Origin of the sequence: Pseudonocardia sp. CA-142604, from assembly GCF_050948475.1 — a bacterium.
In the GTDB taxonomy this organism is placed as follows: domain Bacteria; phylum Actinomycetota; class Actinomycetes; order Mycobacteriales; family Pseudonocardiaceae; genus Pseudonocardia; species Pseudonocardia alaniniphila.
In genome coordinates, this window is the sequence record NZ_CP192045.1 from 9,330,620 (window position 1) to 9,352,659 (window position 22,040).

At 71.0% G+C, this 22,040-nt stretch carries 24 protein-coding genes, 1 pseudogene and 1 riboswitch; of the genes and pseudogenes, 11 read left to right on the top strand and 14 right to left on the bottom strand.

Annotation, left to right across the window (positions count from 1 at the left end; genetic code table 11):
* Positions 1-89: 89 nt before the first annotated feature.
* Positions 90-677 (bottom strand): transglycosylase family protein, encoded by a 588-nt coding sequence (locus ACQPZQ_RS42540; protein ID WP_433290126.1) that lies wholly within the window; start codon positions 675-677, stop codon positions 90-92.
* 407 nt (positions 678-1,084) lie between these two features.
* On the opposite strand from ACQPZQ_RS42540, the gene moaC reads away from it, so the two are divergent.
* Positions 1,085-1,564 carry a cyclic pyranopterin monophosphate synthase MoaC gene (gene moaC / locus ACQPZQ_RS42545; protein ID WP_277398731.1) on the top strand — a complete coding sequence of 160 codons (480 nt, stop codon included), beginning with the start codon at positions 1,085-1,087 and terminating at the stop codon, positions 1,562-1,564.
* Between the two features lie 23 nt (positions 1,565-1,587).
* A pseudogene (locus ACQPZQ_RS42550) lies at positions 1,588-2,486 on the top strand (molybdenum cofactor biosynthesis protein MoaE).
* Between the two features lie 75 nt (positions 2,487-2,561).
* On the opposite strand, the gene ACQPZQ_RS42555 reads toward ACQPZQ_RS42550, so the two are convergent.
* Positions 2,562-3,227 carry a transglycosylase family protein gene (locus ACQPZQ_RS42555; RefSeq protein WP_433290127.1) on the bottom strand — a complete coding sequence of 222 codons (666 nt, stop codon included), beginning with the start codon at positions 3,225-3,227 and terminating at the stop codon, positions 2,562-2,564.
* Between the two features lie 505 nt (positions 3,228-3,732).
* Here ACQPZQ_RS42555 and ACQPZQ_RS42560 point away from each other — a divergent pair.
* The 3 genes from ACQPZQ_RS42560 to ACQPZQ_RS42570 are packed head-to-tail and all read left to right on the top strand — an operon-like array spanning position 3,733 to position 6,892.
* Positions 3,733-4,632, top strand: coding sequence for an AAA family ATPase (locus ACQPZQ_RS42560; protein WP_433290128.1), 900 nt, complete (start codon positions 3,733-3,735; stop codon positions 4,630-4,632).
* 18 nt (positions 4,633-4,650) lie between these two features.
* Complete coding sequence (locus ACQPZQ_RS42565; RefSeq protein WP_433290129.1) at positions 4,651-5,784, top strand: vWA domain-containing protein; 1,134 nt, start codon at positions 4,651-4,653, stop codon at positions 5,782-5,784.
* The gene (locus tag ACQPZQ_RS42570; RefSeq protein WP_241037060.1) at positions 5,777-6,892 is read left to right on the top strand and encodes an XdhC family protein; all 1,116 of its coding nucleotides are present in this window, start codon (positions 5,777-5,779) and stop codon (positions 6,890-6,892) included. Before ACQPZQ_RS42565 ends, ACQPZQ_RS42570 begins: the two co-directional genes overlap by 8 nt.
* 34 nt (positions 6,893-6,926) lie before the next feature.
* On the opposite strand, the gene ACQPZQ_RS42575 is transcribed toward ACQPZQ_RS42570, so the two are convergent.
* A complete protein-coding gene (locus tag ACQPZQ_RS42575; RefSeq protein ID WP_433290130.1) occupies positions 6,927-7,799 on the bottom strand; it encodes a hypothetical protein in 873 nt (290 codons plus the stop codon).
* A 120-nt stretch (positions 7,800-7,919) separates the two neighbouring features.
* Here ACQPZQ_RS42575 and ACQPZQ_RS42580 point away from each other — a divergent pair, with 120 nt between their 5' ends.
* Positions 7,920-8,531: a hypothetical protein gene (locus ACQPZQ_RS42580; RefSeq protein ID WP_433290131.1), complete on the top strand. Its 612-nt coding sequence runs from the start codon at positions 7,920-7,922 to the stop codon at positions 8,529-8,531.
* A 12-nt stretch (positions 8,532-8,543) separates the two neighbouring features.
* On the opposite strand, the gene ACQPZQ_RS42585 is transcribed toward ACQPZQ_RS42580, so the two are convergent.
* Positions 8,544-9,401 carry a Gmad2 immunoglobulin-like domain-containing protein gene (locus tag ACQPZQ_RS42585; RefSeq protein ID WP_433290132.1) on the bottom strand — a complete coding sequence of 286 codons (858 nt, stop codon included), beginning with the start codon at positions 9,399-9,401 and terminating at the stop codon, positions 8,544-8,546.
* Positions 9,402-9,497: 96 nt separating this feature from the next.
* Here ACQPZQ_RS42585 and ACQPZQ_RS42590 point away from each other — a divergent pair, with 96 nt between their 5' ends.
* A complete protein-coding gene (locus ACQPZQ_RS42590) occupies positions 9,498-10,037 on the top strand; it encodes a gamma carbonic anhydrase family protein (RefSeq protein WP_433290133.1) in 540 nt (179 codons plus the stop codon).
* 7 nt (positions 10,038-10,044) lie between these two features.
* Positions 10,045-10,386, top strand: coding sequence for a VOC family protein (locus ACQPZQ_RS42595; protein WP_433290134.1), 342 nt, complete (start codon positions 10,045-10,047; stop codon positions 10,384-10,386).
* A gap of 9 nt (positions 10,387-10,395) precedes the next feature.
* Here the strand turns inward: ACQPZQ_RS42595 and ACQPZQ_RS42600 are convergent, their stop codons facing one another.
* The 3 genes from ACQPZQ_RS42600 to thiO form a co-directional block, all read right to left on the bottom strand.
* Positions 10,396-11,193 carry a thiazole synthase gene (locus ACQPZQ_RS42600; protein WP_433290135.1) on the bottom strand — a complete coding sequence of 266 codons (798 nt, stop codon included), beginning with the start codon at positions 11,191-11,193 and terminating at the stop codon, positions 10,396-10,398.
* Positions 11,194-11,195: 2 nt separating this feature from the next.
* The gene (gene thiS, locus ACQPZQ_RS42605; protein ID WP_433290136.1) at positions 11,196-11,396 is read right to left on the bottom strand and encodes a sulfur carrier protein ThiS; all 201 of its coding nucleotides are present in this window, start codon (positions 11,394-11,396) and stop codon (positions 11,196-11,198) included.
* Positions 11,374-12,564, bottom strand: coding sequence for a glycine oxidase ThiO (thiO, locus tag ACQPZQ_RS42610; protein ID WP_433290137.1), 1,191 nt, complete (start codon positions 12,562-12,564; stop codon positions 11,374-11,376). The genes thiS and thiO overlap by 23 nt, the downstream gene beginning before the upstream one ends.
* Positions 12,556-12,663: riboswitch (TPP riboswitch) on the bottom strand. Its footprint overlaps the gene before it by 9 nt.
* Before the next feature lie 47 nt (positions 12,664-12,710).
* Between thiO and thiE the strand changes: the two genes are divergently transcribed.
* A complete protein-coding gene (gene thiE / locus ACQPZQ_RS42615) occupies positions 12,711-13,379 on the top strand; it encodes a thiamine phosphate synthase (protein ID WP_433290138.1) in 669 nt (222 codons plus the stop codon).
* A gap of 25 nt (positions 13,380-13,404) precedes the next feature.
* Here the strand turns inward: thiE and ACQPZQ_RS42620 are convergent, their stop codons facing one another.
* Both ACQPZQ_RS42620 and ACQPZQ_RS42625 read right to left on the bottom strand, forming a co-directional pair.
* Complete coding sequence (locus ACQPZQ_RS42620; RefSeq protein ID WP_433290139.1) at positions 13,405-14,349, bottom strand: hypothetical protein; 945 nt, start codon at positions 14,347-14,349, stop codon at positions 13,405-13,407.
* Between the two features lie 297 nt (positions 14,350-14,646).
* Complete coding sequence (locus ACQPZQ_RS42625; RefSeq protein WP_433290140.1) at positions 14,647-15,330, bottom strand: DUF3159 domain-containing protein; 684 nt, start codon at positions 15,328-15,330, stop codon at positions 14,647-14,649.
* Positions 15,331-15,491: 161 nt separating this feature from the next.
* Here ACQPZQ_RS42625 and ACQPZQ_RS42630 point away from each other — a divergent pair, with 161 nt between their 5' ends.
* The gene (locus ACQPZQ_RS42630) at positions 15,492-16,277 is read left to right on the top strand and encodes an SGNH/GDSL hydrolase family protein (RefSeq protein ID WP_241037040.1); all 786 of its coding nucleotides are present in this window, start codon (positions 15,492-15,494) and stop codon (positions 16,275-16,277) included.
* Here the strand turns inward: ACQPZQ_RS42630 and thpD are convergent.
* The 4 genes from thpD to ectA are packed head-to-tail and all read right to left on the bottom strand — an operon-like array spanning position 16,274 to position 19,387.
* A complete protein-coding gene (gene thpD, locus ACQPZQ_RS42635; RefSeq protein WP_433290141.1) occupies positions 16,274-17,179 on the bottom strand; it encodes an ectoine hydroxylase in 906 nt (301 codons plus the stop codon). The two genes, ACQPZQ_RS42630 and thpD, sit on opposite strands and share 4 nt — an antisense overlap.
* The gene (locus tag ACQPZQ_RS42640) at positions 17,179-17,589 is read right to left on the bottom strand and encodes an ectoine synthase (protein ID WP_433290142.1); all 411 of its coding nucleotides are present in this window, start codon (positions 17,587-17,589) and stop codon (positions 17,179-17,181) included. Before ACQPZQ_RS42640 ends, thpD begins: the two co-directional genes overlap by 1 nt.
* Positions 17,586-18,848, bottom strand: coding sequence for a diaminobutyrate--2-oxoglutarate transaminase (gene ectB, locus ACQPZQ_RS42645; protein ID WP_433299657.1), 1,263 nt, complete (start codon positions 18,846-18,848; stop codon positions 17,586-17,588). Before ectB ends, ACQPZQ_RS42640 begins: the two co-directional genes overlap by 4 nt.
* A 2-nt stretch (positions 18,849-18,850) precedes the next feature.
* Positions 18,851-19,387 (bottom strand): diaminobutyrate acetyltransferase, encoded by a 537-nt coding sequence (gene ectA / locus ACQPZQ_RS42650; RefSeq protein WP_433290143.1) that lies wholly within the window; start codon positions 19,385-19,387, stop codon positions 18,851-18,853.
* A 268-nt stretch (positions 19,388-19,655) separates the two neighbouring features.
* Between ectA and ACQPZQ_RS42655 the strand changes: the two genes are divergently transcribed.
* Complete coding sequence (locus tag ACQPZQ_RS42655; protein WP_433290144.1) at positions 19,656-20,441, top strand: SDR family NAD(P)-dependent oxidoreductase; 786 nt, start codon at positions 19,656-19,658, stop codon at positions 20,439-20,441.
* Positions 20,442-20,445: 4 nt separating this feature from the next.
* Here ACQPZQ_RS42655 and ACQPZQ_RS42660 read toward each other — a convergent pair whose 3' ends face one another.
* A complete protein-coding gene (locus tag ACQPZQ_RS42660; RefSeq protein ID WP_433290145.1) occupies positions 20,446-21,882 on the bottom strand; it encodes an FAD-binding oxidoreductase in 1,437 nt (478 codons plus the stop codon).
* Positions 21,883-22,040: the final 158 nt, after the last annotated feature.

The following is a 22,040-nucleotide window of genomic DNA, read 5'->3' on the forward strand; positions in this document are numbered from 1 at the left end:
CTCGCCCGGGTTGCGGGGTCGGCAGCGGGTCAGCGGGCTGGGCCGGAGGGTTCAAGGGTTGGTGACCTTCCGGAGCCTCGGAGGGTGGTTCAGAGGGTGATGTGCTGACCGGGGGCGATCCGGTTCGGGTTGGCGGCCAGGCCGGGGTTCTTCTGCACCAGGCCCTTCCAACCGCCGGCAACACCGTGCCGGCTCGCGATCGTGGCGAGCGTGTCCCCGCTCTTCACCACGTAGGAGCCGGCAGTGCCAGGGGCACTGAGCCGCACCTGCTGGGCGGGGGCGCTGCGTTGCGTCGCGGACTCGCCGACCGCACCGGCCTTGCGCGAGCAGACGGGCCAGGCGCCCCAGCCCTGCTTGGCCAGCACGCGCTCGGCGACAGTGATCTGCTGGGCCCTGGTGGCCTGGTGTGCGGCGGGGGCGAACTCCGCGCCGCCGAAACCTCTCCACGTGCTCGGGGTGAACTGCAGCCCGCCCTCGAAGCCATTGCCGGTGTTGATGTCCCACCGGCCGCCGCTCTCGCATTGCGCGACGCGGTCCCAGGTGCTGTCGGTGGCCGCGTGGGCCGCCGGCACGGCGATCACGAGCGGTGCCCCGGCAACAGCTCCGGCGATTGCGGTGCGGGCGATGGTCCGCCCGGTGGTGGTGGGGGCACGATGACGACCGCGGTAGCGCGCCATTTGAAGCATCTCCGTGCGCTGCGCATGGACATACCGCCGGGGAGCTGGCGGGGCGGCGGGGGCCGCCACAGTCCTTCCTGTCCCGCGCTTCGTCAGGCAACGGGGGCCGGAACCGCCGGACAGGGGAGCGCTGCGGTTCCGGGGCTCGGCCGGAACCTGGGGAGTTCCGGTGGGCCGCGAAGGACGGTACGTGCGGGTCGGCCATGAGCAAACCCGCCGCATGCCGAAGGCAAAGGGCTGCCACGATAGGCTGAACGGCGCAACGCGGTGGAGTTCTGGCTGATCAGCCAGTCGCGTTAGCAACGCGTATGAGCGCCGATGGTTGCCTCGACGTGAGGCAGATCACCTGAACCTGGCTCGGCTCCGCTCCGTGAGCACCCACATGTGCCACGCCGTAAGGTTCTGATGTGGAGCTGACGCACGTCGACACCGCCGGTGCCGCCCGCATGGTGGACGTCACAGGCAAGGAACCCACCGCGCGCACCGCGGTCGCCACCGGCGTCCTACGCACCACGACGGAAGTCGTGGACCTGCTGCGCCGCGACGGCCTGCCGAAGGGCGACGCGCTGGCCACCGCCCGGATCGCCGGGATCATGGGCGCCAAGCGCACGCCCGACCTCGTGCCGCTGTGCCACCCGATCGCACTGAGCGGCGTCGTGCTCGATCTCGAGGCCGACGGCGCCGAGGTACGGATCCAGGCCACCGTCCGCACCACCGACCGCACCGGCGTCGAGATGGAGGCCCTCACGGCCGTCGCCGTGGCCGGGCTCGCCCTGCACGACATGGTCAAGGCCGTCGACCCCGCCGCCGTGCTCGACAGGGTGCAGGTGGAGCGCAAGGAGGGCGGCAAGACCGGCACCTGGACGCGCCCTGAGGACCGCTCGTGACCGCACCCGGCCGCCGCGCCCGCGTGGTGACGGCATCCAACCGGGCCGCGGCGGGGGTCTACGCCGACCGCGGAGGGCCGCTCATCGTCGACTGGCTGCGCGAGCGCGGGTTCGAGACGCCCGACCCGGCCGTGGTGCCCGACGGCGAACCGGTCGGGGACGCGCTGCGGGCAGCCGTTGCTGACGGCGTCGACGTCGTGATCACGACGGGCGGCACCGGAATCTCACCCACCGACGCGACTCCCGAGGTCACCCGGTCCGTCCTGGACTACGAGGTGCCCGGACTGGCCGACGCGATCCGCGCCGCCGGAGCACCGAAGGTGCCGACGGCGGTGCTCTCCCGCGGACTCACCGGCGTCGCAGGGCGCACACTCGTGGTGAACCTGCCCGGATCGACAGGTGGAGTTCGCGACGGTCTTTCGGTCCTCGCCGACGTGCTGGAGCACGCGGTGGACCAGCTTCGAGGAGGCGATCACCGATGACGGAGGCGACAACCGGAGCCGCAGTCCTGCGGGCCGCCGTTGGCGAGGCGCCGCTCGACGTCGCGGAACATGCCGCGCTCGTCGATCAGGCGGCCGCCGGGGCGGTGGTGACATTCGCCGGCGTGGTGCGCGACCACGACGGCGGCCGGTCCGTCCGGGGCCTGGAGTACAGCGCCCATCCGAGCGCGGAGAAGGTCGTGGCCGAGGTGGCGGCGGAGATCGCCGCCCGCGCGCACGGCGTGCGTGCGATCGCGGTGAGCCACCGGGTCGGCCGGCTCGCGATCGGCGACGTGGCACTGGCCTGCGCCGTCGCGGCGGATCATCGACGCGAGGCCTTCGAGACCTGCGCAGAGTTGGTCGAGGAGGTGAAGCGCCTGTTGCCGGTCTGGAAGCACCAGGTCTTCACCGACGGCACCGACGAATGGGTCGGCTCGACCTGAGGTCGAGCGGCCCATCGCCGGGGCCGTGCGCGGGTACGGACGGCGGGGTGGGACCGCACCCGCGCACGAATGGCCTCAGGCCAGGTCGAGCTGCTGGCCGATCTGAATGACGTTCGGGTTGCTCAGAACGTCCTTGTTGCGCTCGAACAGGGCGGGCCAGCCGCCCTGGAGCTGACGATCAGCCGCGATCGCGGACAGTGTGTCGCCCTTGACGACGGTGTAGTCCGCTCCGTTCTTGGTCAGCCGGGGGGCCGACGTGTGCTCCGCGACGGGAGCAGCCTTCTTGGCGGGCGCCTTGGCTTCGGCCGGCGCTGAGTTGACCTGGACCTGCTGCGAGGTGTGCACCGCCCGCGTCTGGGACGTGTACGACCGCGCGCCTGCCTTCTTCGAGCACACCGGCCATGCGTTCCAGCCCTGCGCCGCCAGCACGCGCTCTGCCACGGCAATCTGCTGCTCACGGCTGGCCTGGTGTGCTGAACCCTTCCCTCCGAAGGCTCGCCAGGTGGACGGGGTGAACTGCAGACCGCCGGAGAACCCGTTTCCGGTGTTGATCTGCCAGTTTCCGCCGCTCTCGCACTGGGCGACTCTGTCCCACACGTTGTCGGGGGCCGCGTTGGCGGTGCCGGCAACGGCAATCGGGACACCAACGGCAACTGCACCGGCAACTGCCAGACGCAGCAGACTTCGGCCCTTGCGCGAATCAGGTCGAGAAGTCATTTGTTGCTCTCCAAACCACGCCATCAAGGAGAACCTGCACGTCAGAGGCTGGGAGTGTGCCCCGACGAACAGCTCCTGCCACCTCGTCAAGGCCGCAGAGCGACTTTTGACGAAATAGCTTCCTTGGCCCTGTCCCGTCTCCTTCTCGACGGACCGGAACCGCGGGACAGGGCCCTGGCGCGGCGGATCCGGATGTATTCCGGTCGGCCCTCTCGGAACGACCGGCGGTAGACGCTACGAGCCACCCATGGCAAAACGTCAAACCCCGATCGGGTGACCGGGGTCACCTTAGAACGCGTAACCACTCGGCAATGTCCGGATATCCGCAGGTCAGGCGGCGCTTCGATTACGACGTCATCTGAGGGGATGAAATACAATCAAAGTGGAAGTATTGTCAGTACGGCAGTAGATCGACCGCTTACAGAGAGTAGCGACAGCCTTGGGGACGGACCCGTTCCCGAGCCCCACACGGGTTCGCGCGCCCTCACCCGCAGTGGCTGTGGCCGCGTCGTTCAGTCATGCTGGATCCGTGACCGATCGCCCGAACGCCGCGGGTTCGCCCGCCGCGCTGGCGGCTGCGCTGCGCTCCACCGGCTACCTCGCCGACGACGGCATCGCCACCGCCGCATTCCTCGCCCTGCAGATGAACCGACCCCTCTTCTGTGAGGGCGAGCCGGGCACCGGCAAGACGGCGCTGGCCCACGCCCTCTCGGAGGTGTTCGGAGCCGAGCTCATCCGGCTGCAGTGCCACGAGGGGATCGACGCAGCCCAGGCGCTCTACGACTGGGACTTCCCCCGCCAGCTCCTGCACCTGCGCGCCCTCGAGGCCGCTGCAGAGGCCTCCGGTGAGCGGCTCGACGCCGACGCCGTCGAGGCGTCCCTCTACGACCGGCGATTCCTTCTGGCCCGCCCGATCCTGCGCGCTCTGCAGTCCACCCCGAGCGTGCTGCTCATCGACGAGATCGACCGCGCCGACGACGAGTTCGAGGCGTTCCTGCTCGAGGTGCTCACCGAGCACGCTGTCACCATCCCCGAGGTCGGCGAGATCAGGGCCACCACGCCCCCGCTGGTGGTGCTCACGTCCAACCGCACACGTGAGGTTCACGACGCGCTCAAGCGCCGCTGTCTCTACATCTGGCTCGACCACCCCGACCTGCAGCGCGAGATCGAGATCCTGCACTCACGCCTACCCGGCCTGCCCGAGCGGCTGGCCGCGCAGGTGGCGGGTGCGGTGCAGCAACTGCGCCGCGCCGATCTGCTCAAGCCGCCGGGCGTCGCGGAGACACTCGACTGGGCCCGCGCGCTGCAGCTCGTCGGCGCCCGGCATCTGGACGTCGACAGCGCGGCCGCCACGCTCGGGGCGGTCCTCAAGTACCGCGAGGACGCCGACCGCGTCCGTACGCAGCTCGACGCCCTGCTCGCTTCCTGAGACCACTATGTCCACGCCATGACCACTTCGACGCCGGCACCGACCGACGATCCGGTTCCCGGTCTCGTCGGGTTCACGGTCGTGCTCCGCAACGCCGGGCTGGCGATCACCACGGACCGCACCGCCGCGTTCCTCTCCGCGCTCGACGCGCTCGACGTCACGAGCCGGATGCAGACGTACTGGGCAGGCCGCCTCACGCTCTGCTCGGACCCCGACGACCTGCCGCGCTACGACCGGGCCTTCGAGGACTGGTTCACCCCGCCGCAGGGCGGCCGCACCCAGATCACCGACCACCGGCAGCCGCCCCCGAAGCTGGCCGCGCTCACCCCGTCCGAAGAAGAAGAGGAGAGCGGGGAGGACGGGCGCCCGGAGCCGGTCATCCGGGCGCGGGCCAGCGGCACCGAGGTGCTGCGCAACCGCGACTTCGGAGACCTCACCCCGGCCGAGCGCGAGCACCTGCGGCGGCTGATCGCGCTGCTGCAACCGGAGCTGCCGTCGCGCTCCTCACGCCGCCTGCGACCGTCCCGGCACGGCAATACCGACGCCCGGGCCACCCTGCGCGCCATCCTGCACAACCAGGGCGAGCTGCGTGAGCTGCACCGCCACGACCACTCGCGCAGGCCGCGCAAGGTGGTGCTGCTCGTCGACGTCTCGGGCTCCATGGAGCCCTACGCCGACGCGCTGCTGCGTTTCGCCCATGTCATGGTGCGCCGCTCGCCGGGTGCGGTCGAGGCCTTCACCCTCGGCACCCGGCTCACCCGGGTCACCCGCGAGCTACGGATGCGCGACCCCGAACGCGCGCTCGCCGCGGCGGCCAAGGCGATCCCCGACTGGTCGGGCGGCACCCGGCTGGGCGAGGTGCTGCGCGCGTTCGTCGACCGCTGGGGGCAGCGCGGTGCGGCCAGACGCGCGGTCGTCGTCGTGTTCTCCGACGGCTGGGAACGCGGCGATACCGACCTGCTGGCCCAGCAGATGGCCAGGCTGCGGCGGCTCGCCCACCGGCTTGTGTGGGTGAACCCGCACGTCGGCAAGGAGGGCTACGCGCCCGTGCAAGGTGGAATAGTCGCAGCCCTTCCGTACTTGGACGATCTGTTGGCAGGGCACAGTCTCGCCACACTGGAACAACTGCTCGAGGTGGTACGGCATGCGTGACGTGGTGAGCCAGCTGGACGGCTGGTGGCAGAAGGGCGAAACCGCTGCGCTTGCGACAGTGGTCGGGACTTACAGCTCCGCGCCGCGCCAGCCCGGCGCGTCGATGCTGGTCGGGCCGGGCGGTGAAGCCGTCGGCAGCGTGTCGGGCGGTTGCGTCGAGGGAGCGGTCTACGAGCTGGGGCAGCAGGTGCTGGCCGAGGGCCGGCCGGTACTCCAGCGCTACGGCGTGTCCGACGACGACGCCTTCGCGGTGGGGCTGACCTGCGGCGGCATCATCGACATCTTCGTGGAGAAGGTCGATCCCGAGACCTACGCCCAGCTCGGCGCGGTGGCCGAGGCCATCCGCGACGAGTCGCCGGTGGCGGTGGCCACCGTGGTGTCGGGGCCGGCGGAGCGGCTCGGCAAGCGGCTGATCGTGTGGCCCGACCACACCGACGGCGGCACGGGTTCGGATCGGCTCGACGACGCGATCCGTGACGACGCCCGCGGCCTGCTCGATGTGGGGCGCAACACGATGCTCCATTACGGGGTGGACGGGCAGCGCCGTGGGGAGGGCCTCGACGTGTTCGTCGAGTCGTTCGCCCCGCCGCCGCGGATGATCGTGTTCGGGGCGATCGACTTCGCCGCGGCCGTCGCGAAGATCGGCACCTTCCTGGGCTTCCGGGTCACCGTGTGCGATGCGCGTCCCGTCTTCGCCACCGCGTCCCGCTTCCCGGGGGCCAACGAGGTTGTCGTGGAGTGGCCGCACCGCTATCTCGCCGCCGAGGCGGAGGCGGGGCGGATCGACAACCGCACCGCGCTGTGCGTGCTGACCCACGACCCGAAGTTCGACGTCCCGCTGCTCGAGGTGGCCCTGCGGCTGCCGGAGGTCGGGTACATCGGCGCGATGGGCTCGCGGCGCACGCACGAGGACCGGCTGGAGCGGCTGCGCGAGGTCGGGGTGACCGAGAACGAGATCGCGCGCATGTCGTCGCCCATCGGGCTCGACCTCGGCGCCCGCACCCCGGAGGAGACGGCGGTGTCGATCGCGGCCGAGATGATCGCCCTGCACTGGGGCGGCGCCGGCTCGCGCCTGGCCGAACGCGAGGGCCCGATCCACGTCGGCTGAGCGCATCCCCGGCCGAACGCACACCGGCTCATGATCACAAATGAGCCGATGCGCGTTGATCAAGCGCGAGCGCGGCGCGCACTCGGGTGGCGATCGTCCGCGGGTGATGCAGCGCGGTCACGGCGCCGAAGCGCAGTATGCGCCAGCCTGCTCTGACGAGGAGCTGCTCGCGCTCGAGGTCTCGCAACGCTCGATCCGGCCGCAGGTGTTCGGCACCGTTGTACTCGATGCCGAGCAGCACCTCGGGGTAGGCGAGGTCGAGGAGGAATCGCCTGCCCCCAACCACGACCGGATGCTGTGACACCGGAGCAGGAAGGCCGGCGAGGAGAATCGCCAGCCGGATCCGCGACTCCATCGGCGACTCCGCGAGGGGATCGGCGAGAGCCAGCACGCGCGGCAGTCGCGCGGCTCCGCGTGCCCCGGGCGGGACGGACCGAATGATCGTCGCGGGGTCGAGCCCGCATGTGTGGCACAGGGCATCAACGGCGACGACGGCCTCGATGAGGGTCGGTGCCCACCGCGCGAGGTCGGCAGCGGTGCGTTCCGGGCTGGTGAGCCGCAGCCCGTCGACCCGATTGATCTCGCACGGACCCACGGTGTCGCGGTGCACGACGAGCATCGGGCCCGCCCGGCGTCGGTATCCGTCCAGAAGAATCACCTCTGCCGGTGCGCCCTCGGGCGCGCAGGAGGCGCCGTGCAGCTCCGCGGCCGAGTAGCCGGCGAGTACGCCGCACGGCGCGACGAGTTCGTGGGCTGCGCGGGACCATGTGAGGAGATCGAGGGCAGGTCCCTCAGCGATGTGGATGCCGGGATAGAGCCGCCGGTAGCCGGGGCCGTACAACGCCCCCCGGGTGACGACACCGGCCGCGACGGCGGCGGAACCGCGGAACGGACGCGTGAGATCCATGCGGTCTTGGACGGCACCGGCCCACCGGCGGTTCCCCGAGCCGTCGAGCGCGCACTGGTTCAGGTCGAGGCCTGAACGATCGCGCGCTCGGGCGGCTTCATGGTCGTAAGCTGCGCCGCCATGCGGTTCTACGCCGAACGTCCGGTGCGGGTGATGCTCCAGCTCCTGGCGGACGCGCTGGCCGTCGGCTGGGTGGTGCTGTGCGTGGTGGTCGGACGTGCCGCGCGCGAGCTCATCCTCGCCCTCCAGGGCCCCTCGCGGGCGCTCGCCGGCGCGGGCGACACGATCCGCGGCGCCTTCGACGACGCGGCACGGACCGCGCAGCAGGTGCCCTTCGTGGGGGACGATCTCGCGCGCGGGCTCGGCACCGGCACCGGGGCGGGCGACGCGCTGGCCGCTGCGGGGCGGCAGCAGATGGAGACGATCGCGTCCGTCGCGCTCGGCGCCGAGATCGGGATCATCGTGCTGGGGGCGCTGCCGGTGCTCCTGCTGTGGCTGCCGCTGCGCATCCGCTACGCGCGGGCGGCCCGGTCGGCCGTCGCGGTGCGGTCGGTCGACTCCGACCTGTTGGCCCTGCGCGCCATGACCCGCCAACCGGTCCGGCGGCTGCGGAAGGTGTCGCCCGATCCGGCCGCCGCATGGCGGCGCGACGACCGGGCCGTCGTGCACGGGCTTGCGGCGCTCGAGCTGCGGAGCCTGGGCCTGCGTGCCCCGGCGCGCCCGCCCGACTGAGCGCCGGTCCCCTCATCCCCGCACGGTCACGGCCTTGTCGTCGGTGAGCACGGGACGTCCCTCGCCGTCCGACGGGTCGTCCTCCAGCACCCGGATGACGTACTCCCCCGGCGCAAGCGGCACCGTGAAGGCGAACGGAGCGAACCGCTGGCCCTCCGTCGTGCTCGTGAAGCCCGACTTCAGCACCGCACCGCCACGCAGCACCTGCCATCCGACGGTCGCCTCGAACACCGCGGCCTCCCCGATCACCTCCACGTTGGGCCCCACCACGGCACCGTGGGCGGGCCCGTCGATCTGCACGAGGGAGCGGAGTGCGTACTCGTCGCCGCGCACCACCGGCTCGGCCGTGGCGACTCCCCACAGCTGGTCCACGGGCGCACCGTCCACCAGGATCCGCACGGGGTCGGTGGACTGCAGCCCGGCCTGCACGGTGAACACCAGCTGCTGCACCGAGAGCTGCGCGAACTCGGCGCCCACCTGGGCATCCTGCGGAAGAGCGAGGTCGACGACGATCGCGTCGTTCTCGGTGCGCACCGGGCTGCGCAGCTGGGTACCGGGCGGCCAGTGCGAGTGGTAGTCGGGATCGATCCCGGTGGGGGCGGCCAGCATCTCCCGCACGGCGTCGCTCGCCACGTCGGTGGACGGAGCGCGGTGGAACTCCCGCTGCAACCGGATGCCGGCCGGGGTCGATGCCAGGTAGTAGACGGGCAGTGCGACCGCATCGGACGCCGGCGGGCTCGAGGGTGGGCCCGACTCGGCGGTCCTGGCGGGACCCGATGCGTCTCCCGACGGCGGAGGCGCGCCGCTGCATCCACCGAGGAGCACCGCGAGGACGACGAGGGCCAGTGGAGTACCACGTCGCACGAGCATCCCGAGCACCTCCGCAGGGTTCGGTTCCACCGTGCCGGATGCCGCCCGGCCGCCCGCACGACGCGCCGGACGCGCCCGGGTGGCACCCTGCGGCCCATGCCGTTGTTCTCGTTCGAGGGTAAGTCCCCGACCGTGCATCCCGACGCCTTCATCGCTCCCACCGCCACGCTCGTCGGCGACGTGCACGTCGAGGCACACGCATCCATCTGGTACAACGCGGTGCTCCGCGCCGACTTCGGCCCGATCATCGTCCGCGAGGGCGCAAACGTGCAGGACAGCTGCGTGCTGCACGGCGGAACGGATCCCGTCACCGAGGTCGGTCCGGGCGCGACGATCGGCCACCTCTGCGTGGTGCACGGTGCGGTGATCGGCCGCGAGGCGCTGATCGGCAACGGCTCGACGATCCAGGACGGCGCCCGCATCGGGGCGCGTTGCCTGATCGGAGCGGGCGCCACCGTCGCGCCCAACACCGTGGTGTCCGACGAGCAGCTCGTGCTGGACACGGTGGCCAGGGTGAAGGGGCCTTTGACGCAGTCCGCCCGCTGGTGGGTGGAGGGCAACCCGGGGATCTACCAGGAGCTGGCCCGGCGCCACCGCGCGAGCGTCACACCGGTCGTCCCGGTGCACGAGGGCTGAGGGGCACGTGCGCGCCCGACTCGACGAGATCGTCGTCGACTGCCACGACCCGGCGCGGCTCGTCCGGTTCTGGGCGGCCCTGCTGGGCGGGGAGCCGGTGGACCGTGCGGCGTCGTGGTCCTACGTCGATCCGCCGCGCACGCCGCGGCTCGCGTTCCAGGCGGTACCCGAGCCCAAGGCCACCAAGAACCGGCTGCACCTCGACCTCGCCGTGCCGGCCATCGGACCGGCCGCGGACGAGGCCGTGGCGCTCGGGGCCACGCGAATCGGCGACGTCGTCACCGATGCGCAGGGCTCCTTCCAGGTGATGCACGACCCGGAAGGCAACGAGTTCTGCTTCGTGGAGTGAGGGCCGTCGTCAGCTGGGGTCGGGGTCCGGGGAGGAGGCCTGCGCCCAGTAGCGGCGCGGGATGCGTCCTGCCTCCCGCGCGGCGCGCCCCGCCTCCACCGCCAGCCGCATCGCGTGCGCCATCCGCTCGGGGTTGCCCGCCCGCGTCACCGCTGTGGCGAGCAGCACGGCGTCACAGCCCAGCTCCATCGCCTCCGCGGCCTCCGACGCGGTGCCGATCCCGGCGTCCAGCACGACCGGGACCGAAGCCGCGGCCACGATCATCTCGATGTTGTGGGGGTTGCGGATGCCCAGCCCGGTGCCGATCGGCGAGCCCAGTGGCATCACTGCGGCGCAGCCCGCCTGTTCCAGCTTGCGGGCCAGCACGGGGTCGTCGTTGGTGTAGGGGAGCACCGTGAACCCGTCGTCGACGAGCTGCTCGGCAGCGTCCAGCAGCTCGATCGGGTCGGGCAGCAGGGTGCGCTCGTCGGCCACGACCTCGAGCTTCACGAGGTCGGTCTCGAGTGCCTCGCGCGCCAGCCGCGCGGTGAGCACGGCCTCCGCTGCGGTGCGGCACCCCGCCGTGTTGGGCAGCACCTCGATGTCGAGGCGGCGCAGCAGGTCGAGCACCCCCGTGCCGGTGGCCGCGTCGATCCGCCGCATCGCCACGGTGGTCAGCGCGGTGCCGGACGCGACGAGCGCCCGCTCCAGGATCTCCAGGTTCGAGGCGCCACCGGTGCCCATGATCAGCCGGGAGGAGATCTTCCGCCCGCCGATTACTAGGACCTCGCCCTCGACGGACGAGCTCGTCACTGAGTCTCCGATCATCGTCATCCTCCCTGCACCGCCGTCAGCACCTCGATCCGAGCACCGTCGGCAAGCGTGGTGGCTGCCCAGTCGGCCCTCGGAACGACCTCACCGTTCACCGCCACCGCCACGCCGGTGCTCGGCGCGCCCAGCGACGCGAGGGCGTCGAGCACGCTCGCACCCGTGCCGAGCTCGCGCTGTTCACCGTTGATCCACACGTGCACGTGCAACCTCCTCGGGGTACCGATGGCCTCGGTCTGCGCTGGGAGCGGCGCCGGTGACGCGTGCTGGATCGGCCGGGCGCATCGCATCAGGTACCGGACGGCCGTACAGCAGTTGCAGCACGGCGTCGGCTGTGACCGGCGCGAGCAGCATCCCGTTGCGGTGGTGGCCGGTGGCGACGAGCAGCCCCTCCGGGCCGAGCGGGCCCACCAGCGGCAGGTTGTCGGGGCTGCCGGGGCGCAGGCCGGCGGCGCTCTCGACCAGCGCGTACTCGGCGATGCCGGGGAGCACGCGCTCGGCGTCGCGCAGCAGGTCGCGCACGCCACCGACGGTCACCTCGGTGTCGAAGCCGGTCTCGGCCTGCGTGGCGCCGACGACGAGGCCGCCCCCGTCACGCGGCACGACGTAGACCGGGCGCCCGTCCACGAGGGCCCGCACGGTGCGGCTCGGAGGCGGGAATGCCCCGGCGCGGTGCGCCAGCCGCAGGATCTCACCCTTGACCGGGCGCACCAGGCCGGTGAGGACCGGGTGCAACGCGCCGGAGTGGGCGCCCGCGCAGACGATGACGACGTCGGATTCCAGGTCGGCGCCGTCGGTCCGCACGCCGGTGACGCGCGTTCCGTCGTCGAGGACGGCGCGCGCGGCGCTCTCCACGAAGGTCACCCCGGCCCGCTCGGCGGCCGTCCGCAGTGCGGCGAGCAGCATGCGGTTGTCGACCGCGAGGTCGCCGGGCACGGACAAGCCACCGCGGACGTCAGGCCCCAGGGCGGGCTCCAGACGGCGCAGCTCCCGGCCGGACAGGCGTTCGACCGCGCGGCCGAGCCGGGCGAGGTAATCCGCCAACGTGTCCAGCTCGGCGCGGTCGCCCGACCCCGTGGCCACCACCACGGTGCCCTCGGTGCGCAGCCCGGCCGACTGGCCCGCCGCCGTACCGAGCTCCTCGGCGAAGCCCGGCCAGCGCCGCACGGACTCGACGCCGAGCTCCAGCAGCGCCTCCTCGCCGGGCCAGGCCTCGGTGACCGGGGCGAGCATGCCGCCTGCCACCCAGGACGCCCCGGACGCGGGCGCAGGGTCGACCACCGTGACCCGCAGCCCCGCCGACGCTGCCCGCCATGCACAGGACAGGCCGATCACACCTGCACCGATGAATGCCAACCGTGACTTCGTCATCTCCCCGCTCCCTGCGCCGGCATGACCCGGATCAGGTTCGACGGTCGGGATCTTCAGATCCCCTCTCAGCCCGTGACTCGGGCTCCCGTGCGTCACCTGCGGTTCACCCTACGCGCTGCGTATGCAGCCGCGTAGGGTCGGTCCCCGTGCCCGGATTCGACGGAGACGCGCTGCGCGCGCGACTGGCCGACGCCCGCCTCTACCTCTGCACCGACGCGCGTCGGCGCACCGGCGACCTCGCGGAGTTCGCCGACGCAGCGCTCGCCGGCGGCGTCGACATCGTGCAGCTACGTGACAAGGGCGCGGACGGCGCCCTGGAGGCTCGGGATGAACTCGCGGCGCTGGAGGTTCTCGCCGAGGCGTGCGCCCGGCACGGGGCGCTGCTCGCGGTGAACGACCGCGCCGACGTGGCGCTCGCCGCCGGGGCCGACGTGCTGCATCTCGGACAGGATGACCTTCCCGTCGAATGGGCGCGCAAGATCGTGGGTGACGAGGTTGTCATCGGACGCTCGTCGCACAGCGCCGAGGAGACCGCGAGGGCCGCGGAGGAGCCGGGCGTGGACTACTTCTGCGTCGGCCCCTGCTGGCCCACACCGACAAAGCCGGGCCGCCCGGCACCCGGCCTCGACCTCGTGCGCACCGTCGCCGGCCGGTCGCCGTCGCGACCGTGGTTCGCCATCGGTGGCATCGACCACGACCGGCTCGACGAGGTGCTGGCAGCAGGCGCCGACCGGATCGTCGTGGTGCGGGCGATCACGCAGGCGGAGGACCCCCGGGCGGCCGCGGCCGCTCTCGCCGCCCGGGTCCGCGCCTGACCGTCCCGCGTCGGGCGGCCGGGACTCACTGCACCTGAGCCCCCGGCACCGGGACGAGCGGCGTCGGCACAGCGCGCCCGGCGGCATTGCCTGCGCCACCGCTGTCGGAACCACTGCCGCTGGAACCGCCGCTTCCGGAGTCGCCACTCCTGGAACCGTCGCTGCCGGAGCCGCTGCTGTCCGACCGGTCGTTGCTCGAGCCGCCGCTCCCGGAGTCGCCGGTCGCGCCCGAACCCTGGGTCGGAACGTCGGCCCGGGAGGTGGGATTTCCGCCGGAGTCCTGGGCCGTCGACGGGTTCGCGCCACTCTCCGGGGTGCCCGTCGACCTGGTGCTGTCGCTGGTGCTCGGCTCGGTGGTGGTGGGCTCGGAAGACCTCGACGGCTCCGGCCTCGTGGACGGCTCGACCGTCTCGTCGTGCTTGCTCGAGCTTTCGTGCCTGCCCTCGAACACCCTCCCGACGGACGTCCCGGACTCCCCCGATGTGAGCGTGGAGCCCTTGGCCCATTCGACACCGGTGACGGCGAGCATGCTCAGCGCGAAGATCAGCACGGTCGCCGCCGACCACAGCACGAAGCGGCGCCGTGAGGTCCGCGCCGGCACGGCGGGCTCGACGCGCAGTTGCGTGGTCGCCCCTTCCGGCGAGATGCGCGGCATCGGCATGGTGACCTCGGCGGCCAGCTCCGCCGCCAGGGCCGGGCCGGGGACAGCCGAACCGGCAGCGGGGGCGTTCTCGGAACCGCGCCGGGGCACCCGGACCCGCGCCACCAACCGATCGCGCGTTCGGTCGAGCGACTGCTGGTAGACCGCGGTGGCCACGGTGCTCGCGACCGACCCCAGCGCGGCGCCCGCCACCGTGCCCTCCGCACCGAAGAACGACCCGAGAACGGCGCTGGTCGCGGCTGCACCGGCCCCGGCGATCACCTTGTTGATCGTCAGGCCGACGGCGGCGGCATTCGGCTGCGTCTGCACCGCCGTCTGCTGGCCCGCCGTCGTAGCGGTGGCCGGGACGATCCGGGCTGGCTCGGGCTGCGGGGACCGGGGCGAGGGGATCCGGTTCTTCGGCGGCTGGTTCCCGGGAGCGCGAGGCGCCGGAATCCGGGGAGGATGGCCGTGGCTCCCGCCGTTGCGGGGTTGGTCAGGACGTGGGGCGCTGGGGAACTGCTGCATGGCTCCTGTGGACGATCACGTCTTCGGCGGTCGGGTACCGGCTCTTCAACGCACGATCGTTCCGGATCGCTCCAGACGATCAACGTCGGGTGAGATCGTTCACGTCGCCGAACGGGAGCCGGCATCTCCTTCTGCCGGATGGCGCAGACCACGATGGCCGTCCGGCAGGGCCGAACGGAGCACCGGCCAGGACAGCGCCACGCACAGCGCGACGAGCGGCCAGGTGAGCACCACCCGCGCGATGCCGAGGGGGACGACGGCGTCGGCCACGTACAACGGCAGGAACACGGCCAGGCGCACCAGGTACTGGCCGACCCACAACCAGCTGGCCCGCTGGTAGCCGCGTAGCAGGTCGGGGTCGCGCCGCCAGCGGGTGCGCTGGCCGAGCAGGGTGCCCACGACCACGCCGAGCAGCGGCCACCTGATCACGATCGACACCGCCCAGGCGAGCGCGCTCGCCGCGTTGGACACGATCTGGACGAGGAAGAAGTCGACGGCCCGGCCGGTGTAGAGCGCCACGAGCACGGCCACTGCCACTCCGAGCAGGCCGAACAGCACGGCTCGCGGCTGCTTGCCACCGGCCAGCCGGACCACGGCGATGACGACGGCTGTGAGCAGCGCCGCACCCGCCGCCCAAGCGATGGGGGACGTCCAGGCCGCCGCGTCGGCAAGTGTGAAGACGAGGACGAACCCGACGACCGGCACCGTCGCGTCGATCGCACCGCCGTGACCACCGAGGATGTGCGCCAGCGACGCGTCGGGCTTGGGATTGCGACGAGCCACCAGGCAAGCGTGCCTTATCTCCCCCCGGATGCGCGCTTCACGCTCCTTCGGAGCCCGCACATCACCCGGCCGACACTGGCGCGCGCCGCTACTCCTGGGTGATATTGGAGCGATCTGCACCCAACACCGGGGTGAAGCGGACATGAACGGAAGGACGTGAAGTGGCCGGGAACAGTTTCGTGGCGCTCGGTGACAGCTTCACGGAAGGTCTGGACGACTGGCGGCCGGACGGTACGCCGCGGGGCTGGGCCGACCGAGTGGCGGAGCGGCTGGGCGCCACCAGGCCGGGGTATCGCTACGCCAACCTCGCCGTACGCGGCAAGTTGCTCGACCAGATCGTCGCCGACCAGCTCCCTGTGGCCGAGCGGCTGCAGCCGGACCTCATCGCGTTCTGCGCAGGCGGCAACGACATCATCCGCTTCACCTGCGACACCGACGACCTCGCGCGCCGCTTCGACGCCGCGCTGGAACGGGTCACCGCCACCGGCGCGCAGGTGTTCGTCTTCACCGGCTTCGACCTCGGCCGGATGCATCCGCTCATCCGCCGCCTGCGGGGCCGGGTGGCCTGCTACAACGAGCTGATGCGGGCCAGCGCCGAGCGCCACGGCAGCACGGTCGTCGACCTCTGGGGAATGGCCCCGCTGGCGGATCCCCGCACCTGGGGCAAGGACCGCCTGCACCTCACCGCCGAGGGACACCGGCGCGTTGCGCTACGCGTGCTGGAGACGCTCGGCGAGCCCGTCGCCGAGGACTGGCGCGTCCCGCTGCCTGCGGCCGACCCTGCGCCGTGGCGCCACCGCCAGGTGGAGGACCTCGTCTGGATGCGCAACTTCGTGATGCCGTACGTCCGCGGACGGCTGAGGGGGCGCAGGACGGGCGACGGGTTCACACCCAAGCGCCCGGACCTGCTCCCCCTCGACCTCGACGGCAGGCAGCCCGCCGTTTAGTGCGGGATCGGCGTGATCTCCCGCGCGGCGATGTAGGGCGGCCGTGGTGACGGCGCCGAGAACGGCTCCGTCAGGCCGTTGTCCACGCTGTTGAACACCACGAAGATGTTCGACCGCGAGTACGGCGTGATGTTGCTGGCCGAGCCGTGCATGCAGTTGGAGTCGAACAGCGTGGCCGAACCGGCCGCACCGGTCAGCATCGCGATCCCGTGCCGGTCGGCGAGGGTCGTGAGGCTCTCCGGGTCGGGAGTACCGATCTCCTGCTCGCGCAGGGACTCCTTGTAGTGGTCGGCCGGCGTCTCGCCCACGCACGCGACGAAGGTGCGGTGCGACCCGGGCATAATCATGAGACAGCCGTTGTGCGGGTAGTTCTCGGTGAGCGCGATCGAGATGCTCACCGCCCGCGGCGTGGGCATCCCGTCCTCGGCGTGCCAGGTCTCGAAGTCCGAGTGCCAGTAGAAGCCGCCGCCGCCGAAGCCCGGCTTGTAGTTGATGCGGCTCTGGTGGACGTAGACGTCGGAACCGAGGATCTGGCGGGCCCGCCCGGCCACCCGCTCGTCGGCGACGAGCGCGGCCACGGCGTCGCTGATCCGGTGCACCTCGAAGATGGAGCGCACCTGCTGTGACGTCTTCTCGACGACCGTGCGCTCGTCCTCACGGATCGCGGGGTCCGAGGCCAGCCGGTCGAGCTCCGCGCTGTACGTGGCCACCTCGGCAGGTGTCAGCAGTTCCGGCACCGTGACGAAGCCGTCACGCTCGTGCGCGGCGAGCTCGTCGGGCGACAGATGACCGGGCACATCCGTGCCGGCCCAGACGGTGGGCTCGACGCGGTCGAGCAATGCGGGCCGATCGGCGACGCGGGTGGGGTAACGGTCGGCAGTAGCGGTGTCGACCAAGGTCATCAGGAAGCCTCCTCCTCCGGAGTTGGCAGGACGATCAGGGGGTAGACGCCGTTCTCGTCGTGAACCTCGCCTCCCGTCACCGGCGGGTTGAACACACAGACCGTCCGCATCTCCGTACGCGGACGCAACTGGTGGTGCTCGTGGCCACTCAGGACGTAGACCGAGCCAGGCCGGAGCTGGTAGGTCACGTCGTTGTCCTTGTCGTGCAGCTCGCCCTCGCCCTCGATGACCCAGACGGCCTCGATGTGGTGGGCGTACCAGAAGTCGTTGATCGAGCCGGCCTCCAGCACGGTCTCGTGCAGTGAGAACCCGACCCCGTCGCCCGCCAGGACGATCCGCTTGCTGCGCCAGTGCTCGGTCTTGACGTCGCGCTCGGTGTCGGTGATCTCCTCGAGGGTGCGCACGATCACGCCGAGACCCCTTCCAAAGTCGCCAGCACGGAATCACGCACGATGGCGAGACCCTCCTCCAACTCGGCGTCGGTGACCGTCAGCGGCGGCATGATCTTCATGACCTCGTCGGACGGGCCCGACGTCTCCATCAGCAGCCCTCGGCCGAATGCCGCAGCACACGACTTGGCGGCCAGCTCCGGCTGGGAGAAGGCCAGGCCTCGCGCCAGTCCGCGGCCCTTCGGCGTCAACTCGACCACGCTCGACTCTGCGGCCAGCTCCGTCAGCGCTGCTTCTGTGCGCTCGCCCTTGGCGATTGTTGATCGCTCCATGACGTCATCCGACCAGAACTCGCGCAGCGCCGCAGTGGCAGTCACGAATGCGAGGTTGTTGCCTCGGAATGTCCCGTTGTGCTCACCGGGACCCCACTGATCGTATTCGGGTTTGATCAGGGTGAGCGCCATCGGCAGCCCGTATCCACTGATCGATTTGGACAGGCAGACGATGTCCGGACGGATGCCGGCGATCTCGAAGGAGAAGAACGGTCCCGTGCGGCCGACGCCCATCTGCACGTCGTCGACGATGAGCAGGATGTCGTGCCGGTGACAGAGATCGGCGAGACCCTGCAACCATTCGACCCTGGCAGGATTGATTCCGCCCTCACCCTGAACCGTCTCTACGATGACGGCCGCCGGGTAGTTGAGGCCACTGCCGGCGTCGCCCAACAGACGGTCCAGCCAGAGGAAGTCGGGCACCGTGCCGTCGAAATAGTTGTCGAATGGCATCGGTGTCGCGTGCACCAGCGGAATCCCGGCGCCACCCCGCTTCATCGAGTTTCCGGTGACCGACAGCGCGCCGAGTGTCATGCCGTGGAAGGCGTGCGTGAAGTTGATGATCGACTCTCGGCCGGTGATCTTCCGGGCGAGTTTCAGCGCTGATTCGACCGAGTTGGCGCCAGTGGGTCCGGGGAACTGCACCTTGTACTCGAGGTCGCGCGGCCTGAGCACGATCTCCTCGAAGGTGTGCAGGAACTCACCTTTGGCCACCGTGTACATGTCCAGGCCGTGCGTGATGCCGTCCTTGGCCAGGTACTCGAGCATCGGCCCCTTCAGCTTCGGGGGGTTGTGCCCATAGTTGAGGGCGCCGGCGCCCGCGAAGAAGTCGAGGTAGGAGCGGCCGTCGACGTCGTTCAGGCGTGCACCCTGCGCGGTGTCGAACACCACGGGCCAGCTCCGGCAGTAACTTCGTACCTCAGATTCCAGGTCTTCGAAAACGGTCATCATCATCCTTGCGTCTCAGGTCGCTCGATCGGACCGATTCTGAAGAGGATTTCGGGCTCGTGACCTGCACCGAGAAGGTCCGACCCGAACAGCTCGTTGCGCCGTACCTTTGCATCGTTCCGCTTGGCGAAAGCCCGGAAGAGAGCGATCGACCCCGCGTTGTCGGGCGTGATCGTGGTTTCGAGATGATCGGTGTCGGGCACACCGTCGAAAAGAGAGTCGAGCATCGCCGCAGCCAGGCCTTGGCCACGAGCCTGCTCGTCCACGGCGACCTGCCAGACGACGAGGGTGCGCCGTTCGTCAGGACGCCGGTATCCCGACACGAAACCGACGATCTCGCCATTCATCTTCGCGACGATCGAGGTCGCCGCGAAATCTCGGAACCACAGCAGGTAGGCATAACGCGAGTTGACGTCGAGTACTTGGGTGGCTACAGCAAGTCGCCAGCACGCAACTCCGTCATCCACATCTGGACGGCAGAGCTGTGCTCTTCCGACGGTTCGGACAGCTGCAGCGGAGTCCGTGGCAGAGGCGGCCATGTCAGAGGAAAGTAACAGTAAAGAAACCGGTCCGCCGGGTTCGCGCCTCTCTCGCTCTCGTCACCTCACGGTGCATCACGTTCCCTGTCACCTCCAGGTCTGGCGCAGGCGTGGGCGGGTACCCCAGGAAGCTGCCTGCTCACCGCCGGTCTCGGCGGTGCGTCGCCCAGCCCGTGGCCACCGCCGGATCGATCTGCGGATCACGTGTGTGCAACGTTGGTCACAGTGATCCACGTGGACTGGTTGGCTGCGCCATGTGAAAGGCGCGATGACGACGAGCGGTATCTCCTGCTCCTACGTCGTCACGGGTGGTGGCCGTGGCGTGGGACGCGCTGTGGTCGAGCGGCTCATCCGTGACGGCGGCTTCGTTGTCGCCGTCGAACTCGACCCCACGTCCCTGGGCTGGCTCGTCGAACACCCTACAGCTGTGGCGGTCGTCGGCGATGCTTCGGACGAGAACGTCGCAGCTCAAGCGGCCGATCGCGCCGAAGAGCTTGCGCCGCTTGGCGGATGGGTGAACAACGCTGCGCTGTTCCGCGACGCCTCTCTGCACACGTCGTCTGCGCGTGAGGTGATCGATCTCGTGACAGCGAACCTCGCCCCGGCGGTCATCGGCAGCACGGTGGCGGTGCGCCGCTTCCTCGCCGCGGGCACGGGCGGGGCAATCGTCAACGTGTCGTCCCACCAAGCGGGGCGTGCGGTTCCCGGCTGCACTCCCTACGTCACGGCCAAGGCCGCGATCGAGGGGCTGACCAGGGCCGTAGCCGTCGAGTACGGAGGCCATGGGATCCGGGTGAACGCCGTGGCGCTCGGCTCGATCGCCACCGAGCGGTACGCGGCGCTGCTGCACGAACTCGGACCGGACGCTGCGGCGCGGGTGGAGGAGGAGATGCGCCTCCTGCATCCGGCCGGCCGGGTCGGGAGGCCCGACGAGGTGGCGGCCACGATCGCCCACCTACTGTCGAACGAGGCGAGCTTCATCACGGGTGCCACCGTTGCCGTCGACGGGGGCCGCTCCGTGCTCGCGCACGACCCGGAGGCACACGAGGTCTGAGCGGTTACGACGCCGGCAGGATGTTGTTGTTCACCTGGAACAGATTGTCCGGGTCGTAGGCCGCCTTGACCTGAGCGAGCCTGCGCAGGTTGCGTCCGAACGCGCTGTCCACCCCCGCCTGCGCCGGCTCGTCGGCAAGGCCGGTGAAGTTCAGGAAGACGTTCCCGTTGCCGAACTTGGCCATCTCCTGCCACGCCGACCGGCCCCAGTCGACGGCCTCGGAGTCCTGCGCCGAGTCCGTCCACATCGTGTCGAACGACACCATGAACGGTGCGGACCGCTCCGCGAACGCCGTTTCCTCCGCTCCGACGGCGTGCACCGCACCACCGATGTGGAAGGTGTTGACCAGGGTCATCGGACCCGGCCGGTCGATCGCCCGCGCGGCGATCGCGTCGATGGCATCGTCGGTGAGCGCGTCGAGGTACTGAGACTTCCAGTAGGCGCGCAGCACCCCGCGGGGAAACAGCGGGTCGAACGAGGACTGCACCACGCTGTAGGGCATCGGCTGTGACAGGTCGAACAGCGGGGTGCCCAGCTCGCGCAGTGGCTGCAGCACCCGCATCCCGTCCTCGGGATCTCCGGCGTAGAGACCGCCGACGACCGCCACCGGCCGGTCGTGGATCACCTCGGGCATTCCGGGTGCGGCCGGAAAGGTCAACGAGACGACGAACGAGGTGACGGCGTCGGGTGCGCCGACGACGTGGTCGCGCCATCGGCGCTCGACGTCCGCGAGATCCTCCAGCGGGTAGAACGTCCCGGCGAAGGCCACGGTCGGCCCGAGCGGGCACAGCCGGAACGTGAAGGACGCGACGATCCCGAAGTTGCCGCCGCCCCCGCGCAGAGCCCAGTACAGATCGGGGTTGACGCCGGCCGAGGCGGTGCGGATCTCCCCGTCGGCACACACCACCTGCGCCGCGACGATGTTGTCGCAGGACAGCCCGTGCCGGTTCTGCAGGTGGCCATAACCCCCGCCGAGGCTGAGGCCGGCCACTCCCGTCTCGGACACCCGGCCCAGCGGCGTCGCGAGGCCGAAGGCCTGCGTCTCCCGGTCGACGTCCCCGAGCAGCGCCCCCGCCTGCACACGGGCCAGCCGCCGGTCGGGATCGACCTGGACGCCCCGCATCCCGGACAGGTCGACGACCATGCCGTCCTGCACCGTGGAGAACCCGGCGACCGAGTGCCCGCCGCCGCGCACCGCCAGCAGCAGGCCTCTCTCCCGGGCGAAGTTCACCGCGTCGACGACGTCGGCGGTGCCCGAGCAGCGGGCCGTCAGCGCGGGGCGTCCGACGTGCATGGCGTTCCACACCTCGCACGGCTCGGCCGCGGCGGCCGGGTCGTCGCCCCTCACGAGCACACCCCGCATGCGCGATGCCAGCTCGGCCACCGCGTCGTCGGGGACGCGCACCTGCGAACCATCGCGGGCGATGACGTCAACGCTCATGGGTCCAAACCCCTTAGCCTGGCGGCCTGCGGTCCCGGAGAGTGCACTGCCGGCGAGAAAGTCGGCCGCAGACGTTACGCGCGGCGCAAACACGGCACATCGCCTCTTCAGTGCAGTACTCGGCACTCGGCCGTCCGCCTGACGATCGAACGCGCTCC

What these genes read in the sequence shown, in the direction of transcription:
- ACQPZQ_RS42540 (WP_433290126.1), bottom strand. Translation starts at nt 677, where the DNA reads ATGGCGCGCTACCGCGGTCGTCATCGTGCCCCCACCACCACCGGGCGG.
- ACQPZQ_RS42555 (WP_433290127.1), bottom strand. Translation starts at nt 3,227, where the DNA reads ATGGCGTGGTTTGGAGAGCAACAAATGACTTCTCGACCTGATTCGCGC.
- ACQPZQ_RS42565 (WP_433290129.1), top strand. Translation starts at nt 4,651, where the DNA reads ATGACCACTTCGACGCCGGCACCGACCGACGATCCGGTTCCCGGTCTC.
- ACQPZQ_RS42570 (WP_241037060.1), top strand. Translation starts at nt 5,777, where the DNA reads ATGCGTGACGTGGTGAGCCAGCTGGACGGCTGGTGGCAGAAGGGCGAA.
- ACQPZQ_RS42575 (WP_433290130.1), bottom strand. Translation starts at nt 7,799, where the DNA reads ATGGATCTCACGCGTCCGTTCCGCGGTTCCGCCGCCGTCGCGGCCGGT.
- ACQPZQ_RS42580 (WP_433290131.1), top strand. Translation starts at nt 7,920, where the DNA reads ATGCGGTTCTACGCCGAACGTCCGGTGCGGGTGATGCTCCAGCTCCTG.
- ACQPZQ_RS42585 (WP_433290132.1), bottom strand. Translation starts at nt 9,401, where the DNA reads ATGCTCGTGCGACGTGGTACTCCACTGGCCCTCGTCGTCCTCGCGGTG.
- ACQPZQ_RS42590 (WP_433290133.1), top strand. Translation starts at nt 9,498, where the DNA reads ATGCCGTTGTTCTCGTTCGAGGGTAAGTCCCCGACCGTGCATCCCGAC.
- ACQPZQ_RS42600 (WP_433290135.1), bottom strand. Translation starts at nt 11,193, where the DNA reads ATGATCGGAGACTCAGTGACGAGCTCGTCCGTCGAGGGCGAGGTCCTA.
- thiO (WP_433290137.1), bottom strand. Translation starts at nt 12,564, where the DNA reads ATGACGAAGTCACGGTTGGCATTCATCGGTGCAGGTGTGATCGGCCTG.
- thpD (WP_433290141.1), bottom strand. Translation starts at nt 17,179, where the DNA reads ATGACCTTGGTCGACACCGCTACTGCCGACCGTTACCCCACCCGCGTC.
- ectB (WP_433299657.1), bottom strand. Translation starts at nt 18,848, where the DNA reads ATGACCGTTTTCGAAGACCTGGAATCTGAGGTACGAAGTTACTGCCGG.
- ectA (WP_433290143.1), bottom strand. Translation starts at nt 19,387, where the DNA reads ATGGCCGCCTCTGCCACGGACTCCGCTGCAGCTGTCCGAACCGTCGGA.
- ACQPZQ_RS42655 (WP_433290144.1), top strand. Translation starts at nt 19,656, where the DNA reads ATGACGACGAGCGGTATCTCCTGCTCCTACGTCGTCACGGGTGGTGGC.
- ACQPZQ_RS42660 (WP_433290145.1), bottom strand. Translation starts at nt 21,882, where the DNA reads ATGAGCGTTGACGTCATCGCCCGCGATGGTTCGCAGGTGCGCGTCCCC.